Source organism: Nocardioides sp. (genome assembly GCF_030149505.1).
GTDB lineage: Bacteria > Actinomycetota > Actinomycetes > Propionibacteriales > Nocardioidaceae > Nocardioides.
Genome location: NZ_JASBRN010000052.1, coordinates 1 through 19,343 on the forward strand (window position 1 = coordinate 1; position 19,343 = coordinate 19,343).

Annotated in this window: 12 protein-coding genes and 1 pseudogene; 5 read left to right on the forward strand and 8 right to left on the reverse strand. The window is 72.3% G+C overall.

Features of this window, described 5'->3' with window-relative positions; all coding sequences use genetic code 11:
• The 4 genes and pseudogenes from Q1V71_RS11215 to Q1V71_RS11230 form a co-directional block, all read left to right on the forward strand.
• Positions 1-1,011 (forward strand): annotated as a pseudogene (locus Q1V71_RS11215) (DNA-directed RNA polymerase subunit beta); the annotation flags it as partial.
• A gap of 116 nt (positions 1,012-1,127) precedes the next feature.
• On the forward strand, positions 1,128-5,006 hold the full coding sequence (locus tag Q1V71_RS11220) for a DNA-directed RNA polymerase subunit beta' (protein WP_300643854.1): 3,879 nt from the start codon (positions 1,128-1,130) through the stop codon (positions 5,004-5,006).
• Positions 5,007-5,178: 172 nt separating this feature from the next.
• Positions 5,179-6,471 (forward strand): geranylgeranyl reductase family protein, encoded by a 1,293-nt coding sequence (locus Q1V71_RS11225; RefSeq protein ID WP_300643856.1) that lies wholly within the window; start codon positions 5,179-5,181, stop codon positions 6,469-6,471.
• Between the two features lie 20 nt (positions 6,472-6,491).
• Positions 6,492-7,277 carry a 1-acyl-sn-glycerol-3-phosphate acyltransferase gene (locus Q1V71_RS11230; RefSeq protein ID WP_300643858.1) on the forward strand — a complete coding sequence of 262 codons (786 nt, stop codon included), beginning with the start codon at positions 6,492-6,494 and terminating at the stop codon, positions 7,275-7,277.
• Between the two features lie 234 nt (positions 7,278-7,511).
• On the opposite strand, the gene Q1V71_RS11235 is transcribed toward Q1V71_RS11230, so the two are convergent.
• From Q1V71_RS11235 to Q1V71_RS11270, 8 genes are all read right to left on the reverse strand, one after another.
• Positions 7,512-8,555 (reverse strand): hypothetical protein, encoded by a 1,044-nt coding sequence (locus Q1V71_RS11235; RefSeq protein WP_300643859.1) that lies wholly within the window; start codon positions 8,553-8,555, stop codon positions 7,512-7,514.
• A complete protein-coding gene (locus Q1V71_RS11240; RefSeq protein WP_300643860.1) occupies positions 8,552-10,012 on the reverse strand; it encodes a substrate-binding domain-containing protein in 1,461 nt (486 codons plus the stop codon). Before Q1V71_RS11240 ends, Q1V71_RS11235 begins: the two co-directional genes overlap by 4 nt.
• Positions 10,009-11,220, reverse strand: a complete 1,212-nt coding sequence (locus tag Q1V71_RS11245) for a hypothetical protein (protein ID WP_300643862.1) — start codon at positions 11,218-11,220, stop codon at positions 10,009-10,011. Before Q1V71_RS11245 ends, Q1V71_RS11240 begins: the two co-directional genes overlap by 4 nt.
• Positions 11,217-12,059: a hypothetical protein gene (locus tag Q1V71_RS11250; protein ID WP_300643863.1), complete on the reverse strand. Its 843-nt coding sequence runs from the start codon at positions 12,057-12,059 to the stop codon at positions 11,217-11,219. Before Q1V71_RS11250 ends, Q1V71_RS11245 begins: the two co-directional genes overlap by 4 nt.
• Complete coding sequence (locus Q1V71_RS11255) at positions 12,056-13,960, reverse strand: hypothetical protein (protein WP_300643865.1); 1,905 nt, start codon at positions 13,958-13,960, stop codon at positions 12,056-12,058. The genes Q1V71_RS11250 and Q1V71_RS11255 overlap by 4 nt, the downstream gene beginning before the upstream one ends.
• Positions 13,957-16,125, reverse strand: coding sequence for a glycosyltransferase (locus Q1V71_RS11260; RefSeq protein WP_300643867.1), 2,169 nt, complete (start codon positions 16,123-16,125; stop codon positions 13,957-13,959). Before Q1V71_RS11260 ends, Q1V71_RS11255 begins: the two co-directional genes overlap by 4 nt.
• The gene (locus Q1V71_RS11265; RefSeq protein ID WP_300643869.1) at positions 16,122-16,406 is read right to left on the reverse strand and encodes a hypothetical protein; all 285 of its coding nucleotides are present in this window, start codon (positions 16,404-16,406) and stop codon (positions 16,122-16,124) included. The genes Q1V71_RS11260 and Q1V71_RS11265 overlap by 4 nt, the downstream gene beginning before the upstream one ends.
• A gap of 142 nt (positions 16,407-16,548) precedes the next feature.
• Positions 16,549-17,859 (reverse strand): cellulase family glycosylhydrolase, encoded by a 1,311-nt coding sequence (locus Q1V71_RS11270; RefSeq protein ID WP_300643871.1) that lies wholly within the window; start codon positions 17,857-17,859, stop codon positions 16,549-16,551.
• 99 nt (positions 17,860-17,958) lie between these two features.
• On the opposite strand from Q1V71_RS11270, the gene Q1V71_RS11275 reads away from it, so the two are divergent.
• Positions 17,959-19,221 carry a hydroxyacid-oxoacid transhydrogenase gene (locus tag Q1V71_RS11275; protein ID WP_300643873.1) on the forward strand — a complete coding sequence of 421 codons (1,263 nt, stop codon included), beginning with the start codon at positions 17,959-17,961 and terminating at the stop codon, positions 19,219-19,221.
• Positions 19,222-19,343 lie beyond the last annotated feature (122 nt).

A 19,343-nucleotide genomic window follows, 5' to 3' on the forward strand; every position in this document is an offset into this window, starting at 1 on the left:
GAGTCCGGCACCGTCATCGGCGTCCGGGTCTTCGACCGCGAGGACGGCGACGAGCTGCCCCCGGGCGTCAACCAGCTGGTGCGCGTCTACGTCGCCCAGAAGCGGAAGATCTCGGTCGGCGACAAGCTGGCCGGGCGCCACGGCAACAAGGGCGTCATCGCGAAGATCCTCCCCGTCGAGGACATGCCGTTCATGCAGGACGGCACCCCGGTCGACGTGATCCTCAACCCGCTGGGCGTGCCGCGACGCATGAACATCGGGCAGATCCTCGAGCTCCACCTCGGCTGGCTGGCCAAGCAGGGCTGGGACCTCGACCTGCACCAGGGCGACAAGGGCGAGTGGGCGGAGCGGCTGATGTCGATCCACGCCGACAAGTCCGCCCCGGGCACCAAGGTCGCGACCCCGGTCTTCGACGGCGCCCGCGAGGACGAGATCACCGGCCTGCTCGGTGCGACCTACCCCAACCGCGACGGCGAGCGGATGATCGACGAGACCGGCAAGGCCCGGCTCTTCGACGGTCGTTCCGGCGAGCCGTTCCCGGACCCGGTGTCGGTCGGCTACATGTACATCCTCAAGCTGCACCACCTCGTGGACGACAAGATCCACGCGCGCAGCACCGGCCCCTACTCGATGATCACGCAGCAGCCCCTGGGCGGTAAGGCCCAGTTCGGCGGCCAGCGGTTCGGCGAGATGGAGGTCTGGGCGATGGAGGCCTACGGCGCCGCCTACGCCCTGCAGGAGCTGCTGACGATCAAGTCCGACGACGTCCCCGGACGCGTCAAGGTCTACGAGGCGATCGTGAAGGGCGAGAACATCCCCGACTCCGGCATCCCGGAGTCGTTCAAGGTGCTCGTCAAGGAGATGCAGTCGCTGTGCCTGAACGTGGAGGTCCTCTCCCAGGACGGGTCCAGCATCGAGCTCCGGGACGCGGAGGAGGACGTCTTCCGCGCCGCCGAGGAGCTCGGCATCGACCTGTCCCGTCGCGAGCCCAGCTCGGTCGAAGAGGTGTGAGACCCGGCGGTCCCGGTGGTTTCGAGACGGTTGCAGAGCAACCTCCTCAACCAGCGGGACCGCCCCTCCACCCCCCTACTTCACATTCTTAGAACTACCGAAGGGTTGCAGCCATCGTGCTCGACGTGAACTTCTTCGACCAGCTCCAGATCGGCCTGGCCACCGCGGAGGACATCCGCGGCTGGAGCCACGGTGAGGTCAAGAAGCCGGAGACCATCAACTACCGCACGCTCAAGCCGGAGCGTGACGGCCTCTTCTGCGAGAAGATCTTCGGTCCCACCCGGGACTGGGAGTGCTACTGCGGCAAGTACAAGCGCGTGCGCTTCAAGGGCATCATCTGCGAGCGCTGCGGCGTCGAGGTGACCCGCTCCAAGGTGCGTCGCGAGCGGATGGGCCACATCGAGCTCGCGGCCCCCGTGACCCACATCTGGTACTTCAAGGGCGTGCCGTCGCGGCTGGGCTACCTGCTCGACCTCGCCCCGAAGGACCTGGAGAAGGTCATCTACTTCGCGGCGTACATGATCACCTCGGTCGACGAGGACGCCCGCCACCGCGACCTGTCCTCGCTCGAGGGCAAGGTCGGCCTGGAGCGCGAGCGCCTCGAGAAGCGCCGCGACCAGTCGCTGTCGGACCGCCAGCAGAAGCTGGAGGAGGACCTCGCGGCCCTCGAGGCCGAGGGTGCCAAGGCCGACCAGCGCCGCAAGGTCAAGGACGGTGCGGAGCGGGAGATGAAGCAGCTGCGCGACCGCGCGCAGCGCGAGATCGACCGTCTCGAGGAGGTGTGGGACACCTTCAAGAGCCTCAAGGTCCAGGACCTCATGGGCGACGAGATGCTGTACCGGGAGATGAAGAACTGGTTCGGCAAGTACTTCGAGGGTCACATGGGCGCCACGGCGATCCAGAAGCGCCTGGAGTCCTTCGACATCGCCGCCGAGGTCGAGAACCTGCGCGAGACGATCGCGACCGGCAAGGGCCAGAAGAAGGTCCGTGCGCTCAAGCGCCTCAAGGTCGTCGACGCCTTCCGCAAGACCGGCAACAAGCCGCAGGGCATGGTGCTCGACGCCGTCCCGGTCATCCCGCCGGACCTGCGTCCGATGGTGCAGCTCGACGGTGGCCGCTTCGCGACCTCCGACCTCAACGACCTGTACCGCCGCGTGATCAACCGCAACAACCGCCTCAAGCGGCTGCTCGACCTCGGTGCGCCCGAGATCATCGTCAACAACGAGAAGCGGATGCTCCAGGAGGCCGTCGACTCGCTGTTCGACAACGGCCGCCGCGGTCGCCCCGTCACCGGCCCGGGCAACCGGCCGCTGAAGTCGCTCTCGGACATGCTCAAGGGCAAGCAGGGTCGCTTCCGCCAGAACCTGCTCGGCAAGCGCGTGGACTACTCCGGCCGCTCGGTCATCGTGTCGGGTCCGCAGCTGAAGCTGCACCAGTGCGGTCTGCCCAAGCAGATGGCGCTGGAGCTGTTCAAGCCCTTCGTCATGAAGCGCCTGGTCGACCTCTCGCACGCGCAGAACATCAAGTCCGCCAAGCGCATGGTCGAGCGCGCGCGCCCCGTCGTGTGGGACGTGCTCGAGGAGGTCATCACCGAGCACCCGGTGCTGCTGAACCGTGCGCCCACGCTGCACCGCCTCGGCATCCAGGCCTTCGAGCCGCAGCTGATCGAGGGCAAGGCCATCCAGATCCACCCGCTCGTCTGCGGCGCGTTCAACGCCGACTTCGACGGTGACCAGATGGCCGTGCACCTGCCGCTGTCCGCCGAGGCCCAGGCCGAGGCCCGCGTGCTGATGCTGTCGACCAACAACATCCTCAAGCCCTCGGACGGCCGTCCGGTGACCATGCCCTCGCAGGACATGATCATCGGCCTGTTCTGGCTGACCTCCGACCGCGAGGGCGAGCCCGGCGAGGGTCGCGTCTTCTCGTCCCCGGCCGAGGCGATCATGGCCTTCGACCGCGGCGAGATCTCGCTGCAGAGCCGGGTCAAGGTCCGTCTCGACGACATCGTCCCGCCGCTGGACCTCGAGCTCGGGGCGGACTGGGAGGAGTCGCGGGTCATCACCCTCGACACGACCCTGGGTCGCATCCTGTTCAACGACACGCTGCCGGCCGACTACCCGTTCGAGAACGGCGAGGTGGGCAAGAAGCGCCTGGGCCAGATCGTCAACGACCTCGCCGAGCGCTACACCAAGGTCGTGGTCGCTGCGTCCCTGGACGCGCTGAAGGACGCCGGCTTCCGGTGGGCGACCTTCTCGGGCGTCACCGTCTCCATCGACGACGTGACCACCCCGGCGGACAAGCTCCAGATCCTGGAGTCCTACGAGAAGCAGGCCGCGAAGGTCCAGAAGGACTTCGAGCGTGGTCTGATGACCGACGACGAGCGTCGCCAGGAGCTCGTGGAGATCTGGACCGAGGCCAGCCGCCGCGTCGGTGACGCGATGGAGAAGGCCTTCGACCCGACCAACCCGATCTACATGATGGTCCACTCGGGTGCGTCCGGAAACATGAACCAGATCCGCCAGGTCGGCGCCATGCGTGGCCTCGTGGCCAACCCGAAGGGCGAGATCATCCCGCGCCCCATCAAGGCGAACTTCCGTGAGGGCCTCTCGGTCCTGGAGTACTTCATCTCCACCCACGGTGCTCGCAAGGGTCTGGCCGACACCGCGCTGCGGACCGCCGACTCGGGCTACCTCACCCGTCGCCTGGTCGACGTCTCGCAGGACGTCATCATCCGCGAGGAGGACTGCGGCACCGAGCGTGGCCTGCCCCGCACGATCGCCACGCGCACCGAGTCGGGCACGCTCGTGGCGGCCGACGACGTGGAGACCTCGGTCTACGCCACGACGGCGGCCGTGGACATCACCCACCCCGAGACCGGGGAGGTGCTCGCGGCTGCCGGCGAGGACCTGGGCGACGTCAAGATCGGTGAGCTGATCGCGGCCGGGGTCGACTCGGTCAAGATCCGCTCCGTGCTGACCTGCGAGGCCCGCACCGGCACCTGTGCCAAGTGCTACGGCCGCTCGCTGGCCACCGGCAAGCTCGTCGACATCGGCGAGGCGGTCGGCATCATCGCCGCCCAGTCGATCGGTGAGCCCGGCACGCAGCTGACGATGCGTACCTTCCACACCGGTGGTGTGGCCTCCGCGGACGACATCACCCAGGGTCTGCCCCGCGTGGTCGAGGTCTTCGAGGCTCGGACGCCCAAGGGCGTCTCGCCGATCTCGGAGGTCGCCGGTCGTGTGCAGATCGAGGAGACCGACAAGGCCCGCAAGGTCCTGGTCACCCCCGACGACGGCTCCGACGTCATCGAGTACGCCGTCAGCCGGCGTACCCGCCTGGCGGTCGCCGACGGCGAGCACATCGAGGTCGGCAAGCAGCTGACCAGCGGTACCCCCGACCCCAAGGAGGTGCTGCGCATCCTCGGTGTGCGCAAGGCGCAGGAGCACCTGGTGCACGAGATCCAGGCGGTCTACCGCTCGCAGGGTGTGTCGATCCACAACAAGCACATCGAGATCATCGTGCGGCAGATGCTGCGCCGGGTCACGGTGCTGGAGTCGGGCGAGACCAACCTGCTGCCCTCCGACCTCGTGGACCGCGTGCGGTTCGAGGAGGAGAACCGTCGGGTCGTCTCCGAGGGCGGCAAGCCCGCGGCGGGTCGTCCCGAGCTCATGGGCATCACCAAGGCCTCGCTGGCGACCGAGTCGTGGCTCTCGGCGGCCTCCTTCCAGGAGACCACCCGGGTGCTCACCGACGCGGCCATCAACGGGCGCAGCGACTCGCTGCGTGGGCTGAAGGAGAACGTGATCATCGGCAAGCTGATCCCGGCGGGCACCGGCCTCGAGCGGTACCGCAACATCCGGGTGGAGCCCACCGAGGAGGCCCGCGCGGCGGCGTACTCCGTCACCGGCTACGACTCCTACGACTACGAGTTCGGCGGGAGCGGCGGCCAGGCCGTCGCCCTCGACGACTTCGACTTTGGTTCCTACCAGAGCTAGCGCGAAGCGCTGGCTCTGGTAACCCGGAACCAGATCGAGCGAGACAAGACCCCGCCGGCGCGTGCGCCGGCGGGGTCTTGTCGTGTCGAGATCCAGTCGATGTCGGGAGACGGTCGCTCCACAGCAGCCGACGAAGACAGCCCGCTACCGACCATCTGGGAGAATCTGACCCGTGAGCAGCACGACCCCCACCCTCCCGACCGAGACCGACGTCCTGGTCGTCGGCGCCGGCCCCGCGGGCTCGGCCGCCGCGGCCTGGCTGGCGCGCGCGGGGGTCGAGGTGGTGCTGGCCGACGCGGCGACGTACCCCCGGGACAAGACGTGCGGTGACGGGCTCACGCCCCGGGCCGTCCACGAGCTCTCCCGGCTGGGGCTGGAGGACTGGCTGCGCGCCCACACGGTCAACCAGGGCCTGCGTGCCCACGGCTTCGGCCAGGTGCTGCACCTGCCGTGGCCCGGCGGCAACCTCCCCACGTGGGGGAGCGCGGTCGCCCGCACCGAGCTCGACGACCACCTGCGCACCACCGCGCTGAAGTCCGGGGCGATCGGGGTGGAGGACGCCCGCGCCGTCGACGTGCGCTGGGACGGCGCCCGCGTCGCCGCCGTGGTCTTCGAGCGCCGCGGCCCGCGGGTCGACGGCGCCCGCGCCGCGACGCAGCGCTTCGAGATCGCTTGCCGACGCCTGGTCGTCGCCGACGGCGTGCGCTCGCCGCTGGGCAAGGTGCTCGGCCGCGAGTGGCACCGCGACACCGTCTACGGCGTCGCAGGTCGCTCCTACGTCACCTCGACGATGACCGACGACCCGTGGATCAGCTCGCACCTGGAGCTGCGGGACGAGAAGGGTGCCGTCCTGTCCGGCTACGGCTGGATCTTCCCGCTCGGCACCGGCGAGGTGAACGTCGGCGTCGGCACGCTGGCCACCGCCAAGCGCCCGGCGGACATCGCGATCAAGCCCCTCATGCAGTTCTACGCCGACCAGCGCAAGGAGGACTTCGGGCTCTCCGGCGAGCTGCGGATGCCGACCTCGGCGCTGCTGCCGATGGGCGGCGCCGTCAGCGGCGTCGCCGGGGCCAACTGGGCGCTCATCGGGGACGCCGCCGGGTGCGTGAACCCGCTCAACGGCGAGGGCATCGACTACGGCCTCGAGACCGGCCGGATGGTCGCCGACCTGCTGGTCGAGCTCGGGCCCGGGGCCGCCGGCCTCAGCACCCGCTGGCCGGAGCTGCTGCGCGAGCACTACGGCGAGGCCTTCTCCATCGCCCGCCGCCTCGCGGGGCTCGTCACCGTGCCGTGGGTCCTGCCCCGGTTCGGTCCCGCCGGGATGCGCTCGGACCTGCTCATGACCCTCGCGCTGCGGTGGATGGGCAACCTGGTCACCGACGAGGACCGTGACACTGCGGCCCGGGTCTGGCGCTGGGCCGGGCGGCGTTCGTTGGCGGTCGACGCCCGCCCGCCGTTCAGCTGAGCCGGTCCGGGGCCAGCGCGGTGGCACGCGAGCCGTGGTACGCCGGCACGATCCTGCTCGGCAAGGGGCTGCTGCGCGGCCTGGAGGTCGAGCGGGCCTGGCACGGCACCGAGCACCTGCCCACCGACGGACCGGTGCTGCTCGCGAGCAACCACGCCTCCTTCCCGGACTTCGCCTTCGTCGGCGAGGCGGGCCTCGCACGGGGACGACGGATCCGCTTCCTGTGCCGCCACGACATGTGGGAGGTCCCGGTCGTCGGGCGGGCCATGCGGTCGATGCGGCACGTGCCGGTCGACCGCGAGGCCCCGGCGGCGGCGTACCTCGCGGCGCGGCGGCTGCTGCGCGAGGGCGAGCCGGTCTGCGCGTTCCCCGAGGCGGGGGTCTCGCACAGCTACACGATCCGAGCGCTCATGCCCGGGGTCGCGGCGCTCGCGCGGGAGACCGGCGTGCCCGTCGTCCCCGTGGCCGTGTGGGGGCAGCAGCGGCTGTGGCCGCTGCGGCGGCACCTCGAGGAGAAGGCGCAGCTCTCGGTGCAGCGCGGCGTGCGGGTGGACGTGGCCTTCGGCCCGGCGTTCTCCGTCGGACCCGACGCCGACCTCGTGGAGGTCACCCGCGACCTGGGCCACCGGATGACGGGGCTCCTGGAGGGCCTGCAGTCCCTGCCGCACCACCGACCGCGCCCGGGTGAGAAGGCCCGGTGGCACCCGGCGCACCTCGGGGGCACTGCCCCGACCCGCACGGCCGCCGAGCCGTTGGACCTGCTCCCGCGCTCGGCGATCCGCCCCACCTGGGGGCCGGAGGTCTGAGCGGTGGGGTGGCGCGCGCGGCGCCGCGATCGGTGTGGGGCGGGCGAGGGCACGGCCGGCCGAGGACACCCCCTTCGTCGCAACCACCCGCCTCGTTCGTCCCTCACGAGGCGGGGGCCAGACCCATCCACGCTCCTCCGGGGGCGCCCTCGGCCGGCCACGCCCCCGCCCGCCCGGAGGTCGACCGCGGCGCCGCGAGCGTGCAGGCCGGTCCGGCCACGGCGTCGAACGCCCTCAGAAGGGGGCCGCGGCGACCTCGCAGAGGTTGAGGGCCGGAGAGGTCTCGTCGTTGGTGATCCAGTACGACGACAGGAACAGGTTCGAGGTGCGGCCGTGGGCGGTCCAGCTCAGCTCCATCATCCCGTTCTCCGGGAGGTCGAGCGGGCCGACGCGGCCGCCGCCGGCGTCGAGGGAGTCCTCCTCGACGTGGTCGCGGACCTCGCCCTCGCCGGAGATGGTGCGGGCGAAGACGGTGGCGGTGGGGTCGTCGGTGAGCAGGGAGACCCAGCGGGCGCCGCGGCGACCGGGCTCGCAGCGCAGCTCGAGGGTGCCGAGCGGGGCGAGGTCGGCGGTCACGACGGTGCGGTCGCTGCTCCCGTCGCTGCTGCCCGCGTCCTGGTCGCCGTGCCACGTGAGCAACGCCGCCTGGGAGAGGTCGGTGCTGAGGGTGGCGTCCATCCGGCAGGTGCGGTACTCCTGCGGCTCGCGGAAGTTCTCCCACCACCAGCTGAGCTTGAGGGCGGTCGCGGGGACGGCCGGCATCGCCCCGCCCGGAAGGTGCCTGCCGGTGCGGGTGCTGATGACGCCCTCGGCGTACCCGCTGGAGAACGTCTCGACCGGGGTCTCCTGGTTGAGGCCCTCGTGGGCCGCGCGGCCGGTGCCGCCGGTGCCGTCGTCGAGCGCGGTGTCGAAGCGGTAGACCCGCACGTTCTTGACCGCGACGACGTCGCGGCCACCCTTCTTCTCGTACTTCGCCAGCCACATGGTGGTCTCGCGGTTCCGGTCGTCCGGCACGATCTTGACCATCGTGTTGTTGGGCTTGCAGACCAGCTTCAGCTGTCCGATGCCCGGCACCCGCGTGGAGGCGCTCTGGTCGAGGCGGTGCTTGGGCGTGCTGCCCTGCCAGGAGAGGGTCAGGGTCTTGGTCACGACGTCGTCGGGCGCCCGGCGCTCCGCGCTGCCCGGTGCCGCGGGCGCCGCGGTCGTGGTCCCGGCGAGGCCGCCTGCCAGCAGGAGTGCCGTCACCAGGAGCGCCGAGGTCCTGCGGGCGCGCGTCATCGGGCCGGTTGGAGGGTCGTGACCTCGCCGTCCGAGGTGAGCACGGGGGCGGGATCGAGGGTGACGAGCACCGGGTCCTCGCGTCCGGTGACCCAGGCGCGCTGGGTGGCGACGTCGGCCGCGGGGACGGAGACGAGCCGGGCACGGGTGGCCTGGTCCTCGGCGTTGTCGAGGTAGTGCAGGAGGAACTCCTGGACCTCGGGGCGCTCCAGCGAGCGCACCGTGGTGGTGAGCAGCAGCCGGCGGGCGAGGGGGTACTCGCCGCTGGTGATGGTCTGCTGGCTCGGGAAGATGCAGCTGCGCTCGCCGTCGGTCCCCTCGCCCGGGGGCAGGGTCACCTCGAAGGGGCGGAGCTGCTCCTCGAAGAGCTCGTAGTAGCTGAACCGGAAGTAGGCGACGTTGCCGCGGGCGCCCTGGAGGCGCTCGCGCGCCTGCACCGACCGCTCCCAGACGGCGGTCAGCTCGCGCTTGCGCGCCTCCAGCTCCCGCATCCGGGCCTGCGCCAGACCGAGGGCCTCCCAGGCGCGGTCCTTGCGCTCCTGGTCGGCCCGCTGGGTGGCCAGCGGCCGCTGGTCGCGGATGCCCTTCTCGACCTCCGCGGAGGCCTCCTCGACCTCGGCGCGCGCGTCGTTGACGACCTGCCACTGCGTCTCGAGCTCGGTCTTGGCCAGGTCGCGGCGCCGGGTCCGGTCGCGCAGCTGGGCCGCGAGCAGCTCGTCGCGGTCGCGGCCCACGACGAAGAGCCGGGAGCCCTGGTCGGTGTCGAAGGCCTTGTAGTCCGAGCGCAGGTTGGTGAGCGAGGGCTCGGGTGCGTCGAGGACGTACTGGCCGAAGAAGGAGAACGCGTTGTTCTCCGGGTCCGGCCCTGCGACGTGCAGCGGGACGTCGTCGAAGCCGCCGCCCAGCTGGGACCAGCGGGTGACGGGGGAGCCGGCCCGGTAGACCTCGCGCACCTGGTCGGTGCTGAGGCAGTCGCCGCCCACGTCGGACTCGTTCTTGGTGGCGACGACCACGGCGTCGGAGGCGACCTGGAACTGGACCAGGTCCAGGCCCACGCGCCGGCACGCCTCGAGCTCGGCCTCGCTGACGGTGCGGGAGGAGTCGACGACGTCGATCTCCCCGCGGCACAGCGCCGCGAAGGCGGCGTCCTCGCCGTCGTACGAGAGACGCACGTCGGTGGCCGTGCCGCTCTGCCCGAAGGCCACGACCTCGCCCGGGGTCAGCGAGCCGCGGTTGCCGCTGACGAGGACGACGCCGGCGACGGGCTGGGGCAGGTCGCGGTAGGCGGCGCGGACCCGCGCGCTCTCGGCCCGGTCGGCCTCGTAGTCCTGGGCCTGGGCGTCGGCGACGATGTCGCTGGCCTCCTGCGCCGGCTGCTCCGAGCAGCCCGCCAGCAGGCCCAGCGCGAGGAGCGGGGCGGCGATCCGGACGGCGCGTCCGGGGGTGCGGGTGCTCATCGGTTCCTCCCCCGCTCCGTCGGCGGGTAGTCGTAGCGCGGTCCGAGCTCGACGACCTCGAAGTCGTCGAGGGTCAGGCCCTGCAGCTCGTTGCCGTTGATCAGGCCGGCGGTGACGTCGCGCTGGGCGTAGAGCGTCGGGACCTCCGCGCGGTCGACCACGATCGCGCCGTAGGTGCGCAGGGTCAGGACGAGGGCGTCGGCGAGGCGCTGCTGCTGGGCGGTGAGCGGGACGAGCTTCCCGGTGCGCGGGTCCCGCGGGCGCTCCGGCACGACGTCGGCGCGCAGCCGGATCCGGGCACCCTCGGGCACCGAGGTGGTCTCTCCGTTGCCGTCGGTGGAGGACGCCGGCTGCACGAAGGAACCCTGGGCCGGGCCCGGGATGCTGATCGCCAGCGCGTGCTCGATCAGGCCGGCCTCGAGCTCGCGGGGGCGGATCAGCCCGCCGAACAGCGGGAGGCCGGAGCCGCGGGCGGACACCTGGCCGGGCTCCTGGAAGCCGGGTCCGTCGAGCGCCCAGCGCTTCATGTAGTGGTAGGAGATCGAGCCGTCGTCCTCGCGGCGGGCACGCCACAGGTCGTAGGCGACGTTCTCGCCGGCGTCGACGATGGTGAACCAGCCGTCGTAGCGGGGGTCGGGATCGACGTCGGACGGGATCGTGAGGGTCACGGTGTCGTCGCCGTCGCCGCACTGGGCCTGCCGGCACACCACGGCGGTCGGTTCACCGCCGGCCACCACGGGCACGGTCCAGGCCTCGGTGTTGATGTAGAGCGGGTCGTCGATCCGACGGGGCACGGTGCGGACGCCGGTGGCGTCCTCGACCACGCCGATGCGGTACTGCGCGCGGTCGATCATCCGGTCGGAGTCGGGGTCCACCGGGGCGGCGTCGGCCCGTTGGTTCCACGGGGAGTCCTCGGAGAAGAGTCGCTCCTCGGCCAGGACCACGCCGCCGGTCTCCTCGGCGGTGCCCGCCGTGACGGTCACCTCGGCCGCGGGGGTGCGACCCGACTGCTGCGGGGCGTCGTCGCCGCAGGCGGCCAGACCGAGAGCCAGCACGGCTGCGAGGGCGGTCGCGCCCGCACTGCGGAGGCGTGGCGCGCCCGTGCGGTGGGGTCGAGCCGGCCCGTTCTTCCGGAAGGACGCGCCGGCTCGGCGGCCGAGGGTCGGGGCCGAGGTCGGGGTCGAGGTCGGGGTCGGGGAGGGGCTCATGGCAGGAAGGGGTGGTCGGAGGAGCGGGACAGGCCGGGCTCCTCGAGGGACTCGACGAGGCGCGAGGCGGCTCCGGCGAGGTGGTCCAGGCGGCGTACGTCGTCGGGGACCGCGGGCGGCAGCCCCGAGCGGGCGCGGGCGGCGGCGAGGATCGCGTGCGCCTCGCGGCGGGCGTGCAGGCGGATCAGCTCGGCGTCGAGCTCGGCCTGGGCCGTGAGCATCTCGCAGCGCAGGGCGGCCTCGACCTCGATCGCCTCGAGGTGGGCCAGGGTCGCCGACTGGACCTCGCGGATGCGGGCCAGCACGCCCTCGACGACCTCGGAGACGTCCTCGGTGACGGTGTCGACGTCCTCGGCCGGCACCAGCGAGAGCAGGGCCGCGACCTGGGCCGACGCCTCGGCCCGGGCGTGCGCAGCAGGTGAGTCGTCCACGGGCGGGGCGAGCAGGAAGTCGTCGGGGTCCTGCTCCCCGCGCGCCTCGGTCACCTCGGCCGCGGGCTCGGTGTGCTGCTGGTCGTCGCCGGTGTCCTCGTCCACCACGTCGACCGCCTGGTCGACCGCCTCGTCGACCGGCCCGTCGACCGCTTGGTCGACCGACACGTCGTCGGTGGCCGGGTCGGTGGTCCCGGCCGCCCCGTCCGGGGACTCCTCGGAGCCCTGAGGACCCTGGGGGTCCTGGCGCGCGGGGTCGCCCTCGTCCGGCTCCCCGCCCTGGTCGGACGGGGGCGGAGGTGCGGCCACCAGGCGGTGGGTGAAGTCGACACGGCCGATCCGCTCGCGGTGCGACAGGATCGCCTCCAGCGAGGGCGGCGGCTCGATGGCCAGGTCCTGGTCGATCACGGCTGCACCTCCAGCTGTACGTCGTCGGTCGCGCCGTCGTCGGCTCCGGTGGCGGCGCCCTCGCGCTGACGCGCGGGATCCTGGCTGCGGTCCTGGCCGCCGGTGCCGGTGCCGGTGCCGGTGCCAGTCCCGTCGCCGGTCTCGTCGCCGGTGCGGCCCTGCTCCGGGGCGACGACCGGCGCGGACTCCAGGTCGTCGACGGAGTCGGCGACGTCGCGGTCGGGGGTGAAGCCGGCCGGCACGGCGACCAGCGTGTAGCGCGAGGTCGTGTAGATCGTGGTGAGCGCGGGGTCCCGGCCCTCGGCGGCCACCGGATAGACCTGGCTGAGCAGGTCCCGCGAGGTGTCGGTCGAGAGCAGCAGGTAGTCGACGTGCTCGACGGGGTTGCGGGCCGCCTCCAGCCACGGGCCGTCGGACCGGTCGACCCGGTCGAAGAAGAGGTCCGGTCGTCCGGTGAAGAGCATGACGGCGTAGGTCTGGGCGTTGTCGGTGAGGATGGATCCCTGGCGGGTCACGTTGTCGCGGATCCAGGCCGCCATCGCCTGCTCGTCCACGATGCCGACTGCCTGGCCCGAGAGCGTGCGGGCGCCCTCCTGGCTCTGGCCGGTGGACACGGCGGCGGCGAAGGTCGACTCGAGGTTCTGGTACTTGTAGGTCTTCATCCCCTGGAAGGTCCACGGGATGCTCACCAGCAGCCCCACCACGACCAGCGCGCTCACGAGCGTCGCGCTGCTGCCCGCCGAGCGGGCCAGCCAGATCGCCCCGATGACCGAGACCAGCAGGATCGGCAGCGCGTTGCGCATCACCATCGGGCTGTCGGTCAGGTGCAGCACCACGGCGCCCGCCGGTGCGAGCACGGTGACGGCGAGGACGACGGCCAGCCACAGGGCCAGGGTGTTGCCGCGGGAGAGGCCCACGAAGAGCAGGGCCGGGAGCACCACGATCGCCAGCGGTGCTCCGTGCAGGACCAGGGCGCCGGTCCACTGCGCCAAGCCGACGAGCGAGAACTGCTCCACGCTGGCGCCGCCGAGCGCGTCGCTGCTGTCGGTGATCCACGCGAACGGGTTGCCGAGCAGCAGCAGGTTGAAGGCGGTCCACAGGGCGATGACGTAGACGGTGGGCGAGGCGAAGCCGACGGTCGTGCCCTCGACCTCGGTGCCGTCGGCGCCCAGCCGCGCCAGGATCGCGCCGACCATGACCGCGCCGACGACGAACCACAGCAGGCTGGAGTAGCCCGCGAGCGCGGCGACGGAGAACGCGAGCCCGGCGATCATGACGAAGCGGATGTCGGCGGTGACGTACCAGGCCACCAGCGCCCCGAGGGCGGCCACCACGAAGCAGAGCCAGATGAACTGGCGGCCCCCGCCGGCGGCGTACAGGGCGACCAGCGGGTTGGCGCCCAGCGCGACCAGGAGGCTCAGGCGCAGGGGGGCGAGGACGCCGGCGCGGCGCATCATCGTGTTGAGCACGACCATGGTGAAGGCGGCGAAGACCGCGGAGGTCAGCGGCACGATCGCGAGGTTGCGCGCCAGGTCGGAGAAGAGCGTGAGCGGCGTGACCAGGAGCGTGGCGAGCGGCGGGTAGTCGAAGCCGAGCGCGGAGAGCTTCGGCGGGTCGTTGTGCCAGACCATGAGTGCGCGGTTGAGCCGGTCGAGGGTCTCGAAGCCCACGACGTGCTTGCCGACGACCAGCCAGTGGCCGAAGAGCGTCCACGCGACCAGGAAGAAGGCGAAGACGCCGATGCTCTCCCAGCGGCGGCGCTCGATGTCGGCCGGGCGCCGTCCGACGGACTGCACGACGCCGGCCAGGCGCTCGGCGTTGGTGACGACGCGGCGCGGGGCCTGCTCGACGTGGACCCGGTCGGTGTGGGCCGGCTCGACCCGGACCTGCTGCTCGGTCATGACGACTCCTCGTCGAGACCGTGCTCGGTCTTCTCCCAGTAGAACGGGTTGGTGAAGAGCTGGATGAAGCCCTTCCAGGCCGCCCAGCTCATCAGGCCCCAGTAGAGCGGCGAGAGCAGGGCGGTGCGGGTGATGCCGAACTCGCCGCGCTGCAGGCTGCCAGCGACGTTGAGGTAGACGAAGACGAAGTTGCCGACGAAGAGCATCGCGCTCGCGGCGTAGAACACCAGGCCCGGGAAGAGCTGCTGGATGAAGCCGGCCTGCGTGAAGACGTAGAGGGTCGTGAGCGCCCAGAAGATCGGGTTCATCAGCAGCACGAAGGCACTGCCCATCGTGAGGTTGAACGAGAGGAACCCGCGCAGCCCCGTCTCGGAGAGCAGCTGGAAGGGGTGGCGCATGTGCACCAGCCAGGTCTGGAAGTAGCCCTTGTTCCAGCGCGAGCGCTGGCGGATCCAGTTGCCGACCTGGGAGTTGGCCTCCTCCAGGGTCGTGGAGTCGATCATCGCGGTGCGGTAGCCCTCGCGGTGCAGCCGGATGCCGAGGTCGGCGTCCTCGGTGACGTTGAAGGGGTCCCAGGCGCCCAGGTCGCGCAGCACCGAGGTGATGAAGTGGTTGGAGGTGCCGCCCAGCGGGATCGGGGACTCCGAGGCGCCCATCGCCGGCAGCACCAGCTCGAAGTGCATGGAGTACTCGTTGGCGAACCAGGCCGTCAGCATGTTCTGGTCCTGGTTGAAGTGGTTGAGCTTGGCCTGGATGCAGGCGACCTCGGGGCCCACCCGGGAGAAGGCGACGACCGCCTTCTTCAGCTGGTCGGGGTCCGGCCGGTCCTCGGCGTCGAAGATGACGCAGAAGTCGCCGTGCGAGAGCTGCAGGCCGTAGTTGCAGGCCTTCGGCTTGGTCTTCGGCTGGCTGTCGGGCACGACCACCAGGTGGAAGTGCGGCGGGAGGTTCATCGAGCGGATCTTGTCGATCGTCTCGGTGTCGTCCTCCTCGCAGAGCAGCTTCACGTCGAGCCGGGTGCGCGGGTAGTCCAGGGCGTTGATGTCACGCACCAGGCGCGCCACGATCCCGGCCTCCTTGTAGAGCGGGACGAGGATCGTGTAGACGGGCAGGTACCGCTCGTCCAGCGCCGCTACCTCCTCCGCCGTCACGTCGGTCTCCAGGTGGGTGCCGAGCGCGCGCAGGGTGAGGCGGAACTTGTAGACCGAGACGAAGAGGTACGCCGCGCTCGCGGCTCCGACGAGGCCGATCAGGGTGCCCATCGGCCAGATGACCCCGCAGACCAGCACCGCGAGCAGCGCCATGACGAGCACGGCCTTCTGCGCCGGGGCGATGACGACGTGCGCGGAGGACTCCGGGGCGCTCTCCATCAGCAGGTGGGTGGAGACGTCGGCGTAGTGCTCGGAGTGCACGCGCTGGACCAGCTGGTCGAGGTCGGTGCGGTTGGCCAGCAGCTGCCGGACCGGACGGTCCAGGGCCTCCTCCACCCGCTCGAGGTCCTCGGGCGCCAGCAGGCGTCCGACGGCGAGCAGCACGGTGCCGTCCTCGGCCTCGGCCACGGGCAGCACCTGCAGGGACTGGGCGAGCGGCTCGGGCAGCCGGCGGGCGACCTCGAGGTCCGGCTCGACGTCGGTCAGACCGACCCGCTGGACCTGGTGGAGCTCGGAGAGGGCGGCCACCAGCACGTCCTCGGTGATCGCGCCGTGGGCGACCAGGATGTCGCCGATGGGGTCGCCGGTGCGGGAGTACTCGACGGTGGCGCGCTGCAGCTGCTCGGTCGTCACCAGCCCGCTGCGCGTGAGCATCTGCGAGACCTGGGTGCGGGCACGTCGGGCCTCGGGGGACTCGACCTGCTCGTCGATCGGCGGCCGGACCGCGTCGATCGCGCTGACGATCTCCATCGCGGTGTGCCGCACCAGCCGCACGGGTCCCTCGATGCGCTCCTCGACGACGGTCCGGGTGATCTCGTCGTCGGCGTCGGCCGCAGCCACCAGGACGGTGCCGTCGGCGACGGCGTACGGCAGGACCCGGAAGGTGCGGCACAGGCCCTCGGGGAGCAGCGCCGCGAGGTCGGGGTCCACGCCCTCGCCGAGGCGCGGGGCGGTGGTCGCGCCGATGGTCCCGGTGCCGGCGCCCTCGGGTCCGCGCTCGGTGTCGGTGGTCATCGCGCACCTGCTCCGAAGTCGGTGGTCGCGGTGCGGCCGCGGTGACCGCCGACCGCCCCGTCAGCCTCGTCGGTCTCGCCGGCCGCCGGGGCCACCGACTGCTCCCCGCCCTGGCGCGGTCGCACGACCGTCCACACGAGGAAGGCCACGAGCAGCAGTGCCAGCGGGGCGATGAGGAACCCGACGAAGGTCAGCACGAAGATCCCCAGGGTGAGCAGGACGCCCAGCACGGCCGAGCCCACGCTCTTCCCGCCGGTCCGCGTCACCGTCTGCACCGTCACCGGAATCCCCTCGTCGAGTCCGGGCACGCCCCATGCGCACCCCGTTCCTCGACCCTAGGAGTGCGGTCTCCTGCGGGGACCAACAGCAGCTCCACGAGTGGGTAACAGGTGGACGGGCTCGTTCACAGCCCTGGTCGGTGGATCAGGGTTGCGGCTGTGCAGGACCCTCGCGGAGCCAGCTGCGCACCAGCTCTCCCCAGGCAGTGGGGCGACCTGACAGGTCCTCGACCAGGGTCTGCGGATCGCCCGGACGCTCGACCCAGCTGCGCGCCAGCACGCCCACGCCGTGGTCGGCGGCCCACTGCAGGTGCAGGGCGGCGGAGCCGGGCAGCTGTTCGCCGGGGCCCAGCTCGGTGGTGAGCAGTGGTACCTGGTCGGCCAGCGGCGCCAGCACCTGCCGCCAGCAGGAGGGTCCGCAGCCCGGCTCGTCGGAGGTCGCGACCGACGCGCCGGTGGTGGGGGAGCCCACGTGGACGGTCGCGACCAGCTGGTCGTCGTCGGGGACCCACTCCCGCCACGCGGAGAGGTCCCGCGCCCGGTCGGGTCCGGGCAGCAGCACCGGCTGGGCGGCCCCGGCCCGGCGGATGGCGGCCACGACGTCGGCCATCCCCTGGGCGTCGTACGTCGGCCCGCCGGCCTTGACCGGGACGCCGTCGTCCTCGACCGGGGCTCGGCAGCCGCCGTCGCGCCAGCACGCCCAGTCCAGGTCGAGCACCCGGCGACCGGCGGTGTCCTCCCGGGAGTGCGGCTCGTGGAAGGCCTCGAACAGGACGGAGGGCCGCTCGGCGTACCTCGCGGCGACCGCGCGCCAGAAGGCCAGCGACTCCGAGTCGGGCATCGCAAGGCTGCCCGCCTCCGGACTGCCGATCCGCTTGCGGGAGTGGAGCGTGAGCACGACGACCATGCCGCGAGCGTTGAGCGCCTCGACGAAGGCGTCGACGGCCGCCCGGTAGCCCGCCGGGGTGCGCGCGGCGAACTCGTCGCTCACCGGTGCGCCGCGGGTGCCGAGCCAGCAGTCCTGGTTGAGCGGCAGTCGCACGGTGTCGACCGCCCAGGAAGCCAGCACGTCGGCCTGCGCCGCGGCCGCCGCCTCCCGGTCGTCCTCCCCGGCGTCGCCCGCCCCGCTGCCGCCGTCGCCGCTCGCGCGGCCCGTCCGGCCCAGCGCGTCGAGCGCGGAGTAGCCCCAGCCCTGCGCGCACGCGGTCTCGAAGCTGCCCCAGACCACCCCGCGGGGGACCCACGGCTCACCGGTGCGGGCGTCGACGAGCTCGCCGTCGCGCACCACCGGCTCCGCGGCGGTGCTGGCGGGGACGTCGTCGCGCAGCGCCCACCAGGTGCCGGCCGCGGCGGCACCGACGGCGGTGAGCAGGACCAGGACGAGCAGCAGCGCGCCGGCTCCGCGGGCGCGGCCCGCGGACCGCTCACGTTCCAGCCCCAGCCCCCCGGCTCCCACGACGCCTCCGTCCCCCCGGCGGTCACCACCCGCGACGCCGCGAGCAGCGCCCGACCGCTGTTCGGGATGGTACGCACGTCCGGGGCCTACGGTGGGCGCATGAGCGAGACCGTCTTCACCTACGCCGCGCCCGCGCTGAAGTTCGGCTCCGGGGCCTCCGCCGAGCTCGGGCACGACCTGGCCGCGCTGGGTGCCCGCCGGGTCCTGCTCGTCACCGACCCCGGGGTCGCGGCGACCGGCCACCCCGAGCGGATCGCGGAGCAGGTCCGGGCCCGCGGCCTCGAGGTGACGACGTACGACGGCGTGCACGTCGAGCCCACGGACGCCTCCATGGAGCACGCGATCGCGTTCGCGCGCGACGCCGGCCCCTTCGACGCGGTGCTCGCCGTCGGGGGCGGCTCCTCGATCGACACCGCGAAGGCCGTGAACCTGCTGACGACCAACCCCGGCGAGCTCATGGACTACCTCAACGCGCCCGTGGGCCGCGCGCAGGCGCCGGTCAACCGGTTGCTCCCGCTCGTGGCGGTGCCCACGACGACCGGCACCGGTTCGGAGTCGACGACCATCTGCGTGCTCGACGTGCTGTCGCTGCACGTCAAGACCGGCATCAGCCACCCGGCGCTGCGCCCGACGATGGCGGTGGTGGACCCCGCGCTGACCATGGGGCAGCCGCCGATGGTGACCGCCGCGGCCGGCATGGACATCCTCTGCCACGCGCTGGAGAGCTGGACCGCGAAGTGGTTCGCCGACTTCGACGCCAAGACCCCCGAGCAGCGTGTGCCCTACTGCGGCGCCAACCCGATCGCCGACCTGTGGGCGACCCGGGCGATGTCGCTGCTGGCAGGCTCGTTCAGGCAGGCGGTGGCCGACGGCGGCGACGTCGTGGCCCGCGAGCAGATGGCGCTGGCGGCGACCTTCGCCGGGCTGGGCTTCGGCAACGCCGGGGTGCACGTGCCGCACGCCAACGCCTACCCGATCGCCGGTCGCGTCCGCGACTACCGGCCCGCCGGCTACCCCCAGGACGAGGCGATCGTGCCGCACGGCATGGCCGTGGTGCTCACTGCGCCCGAGGCGTTCCGCCTCACCTTCGAGGCCTCCCCGGAGCGGCACCTCGAGGCGGCCCGGCTGCTCGACCCGTCGGTGACCGGCACCGGTCCCGACGTGCTGCCCGGGGTCCTGACCTCGCTCATGCGCGACGTCGGCATCCCCAGCGGGCTGGCCGAGGTGGGCTACCTCGACTCCGACGTGGACGACCTGGTCGAGGGGGCGCTCAAGCAGCAGCGGTTGCTCGCCACCGCCCCGCGCGAGATCACCGCCGAGGACCTAGCCGGGGTGTTCCGGGGCTCGATGCACCACTGGTGAGCGGTCTCGGGGCTCGCTGCGCCCGGACCTCCACCAGCCGGCGACCGGCGTACGCCGTGTGCCGCGGGCCACACCGGCCCGGCTCCCCTGGACGCGGATGGGGCGGGCTGGGGTGGTGGCGG

Bases quoted from the DNA above. Each gene is read 5' to 3' on its own strand.
- Q1V71_RS11235 (WP_300643859.1), bottom strand. From the start codon at position 8,555: ATGACGCGCGCCCGCAGGACCTCGGCGCTCCTGGTGACGGCACTCCTG.
- Q1V71_RS11240 (WP_300643860.1), bottom strand. From the start codon at position 10,012: ATGAGCACCCGCACCCCCGGACGCGCCGTCCGGATCGCCGCCCCGCTC.
- Q1V71_RS11245 (WP_300643862.1), bottom strand. From the start codon at position 11,220: ATGAGCCCCTCCCCGACCCCGACCTCGACCCCGACCTCGGCCCCGACC.
- Q1V71_RS11255 (WP_300643865.1), bottom strand. From the start codon at position 13,960: ATGACCGAGCAGCAGGTCCGGGTCGAGCCGGCCCACACCGACCGGGTC.
- Q1V71_RS11260 (WP_300643867.1), bottom strand. From the start codon at position 16,125: ATGACCACCGACACCGAGCGCGGACCCGAGGGCGCCGGCACCGGGACC.
- Q1V71_RS11275 (WP_300643873.1), top strand. From the start codon at position 17,959: ATGAGCGAGACCGTCTTCACCTACGCCGCGCCCGCGCTGAAGTTCGGC.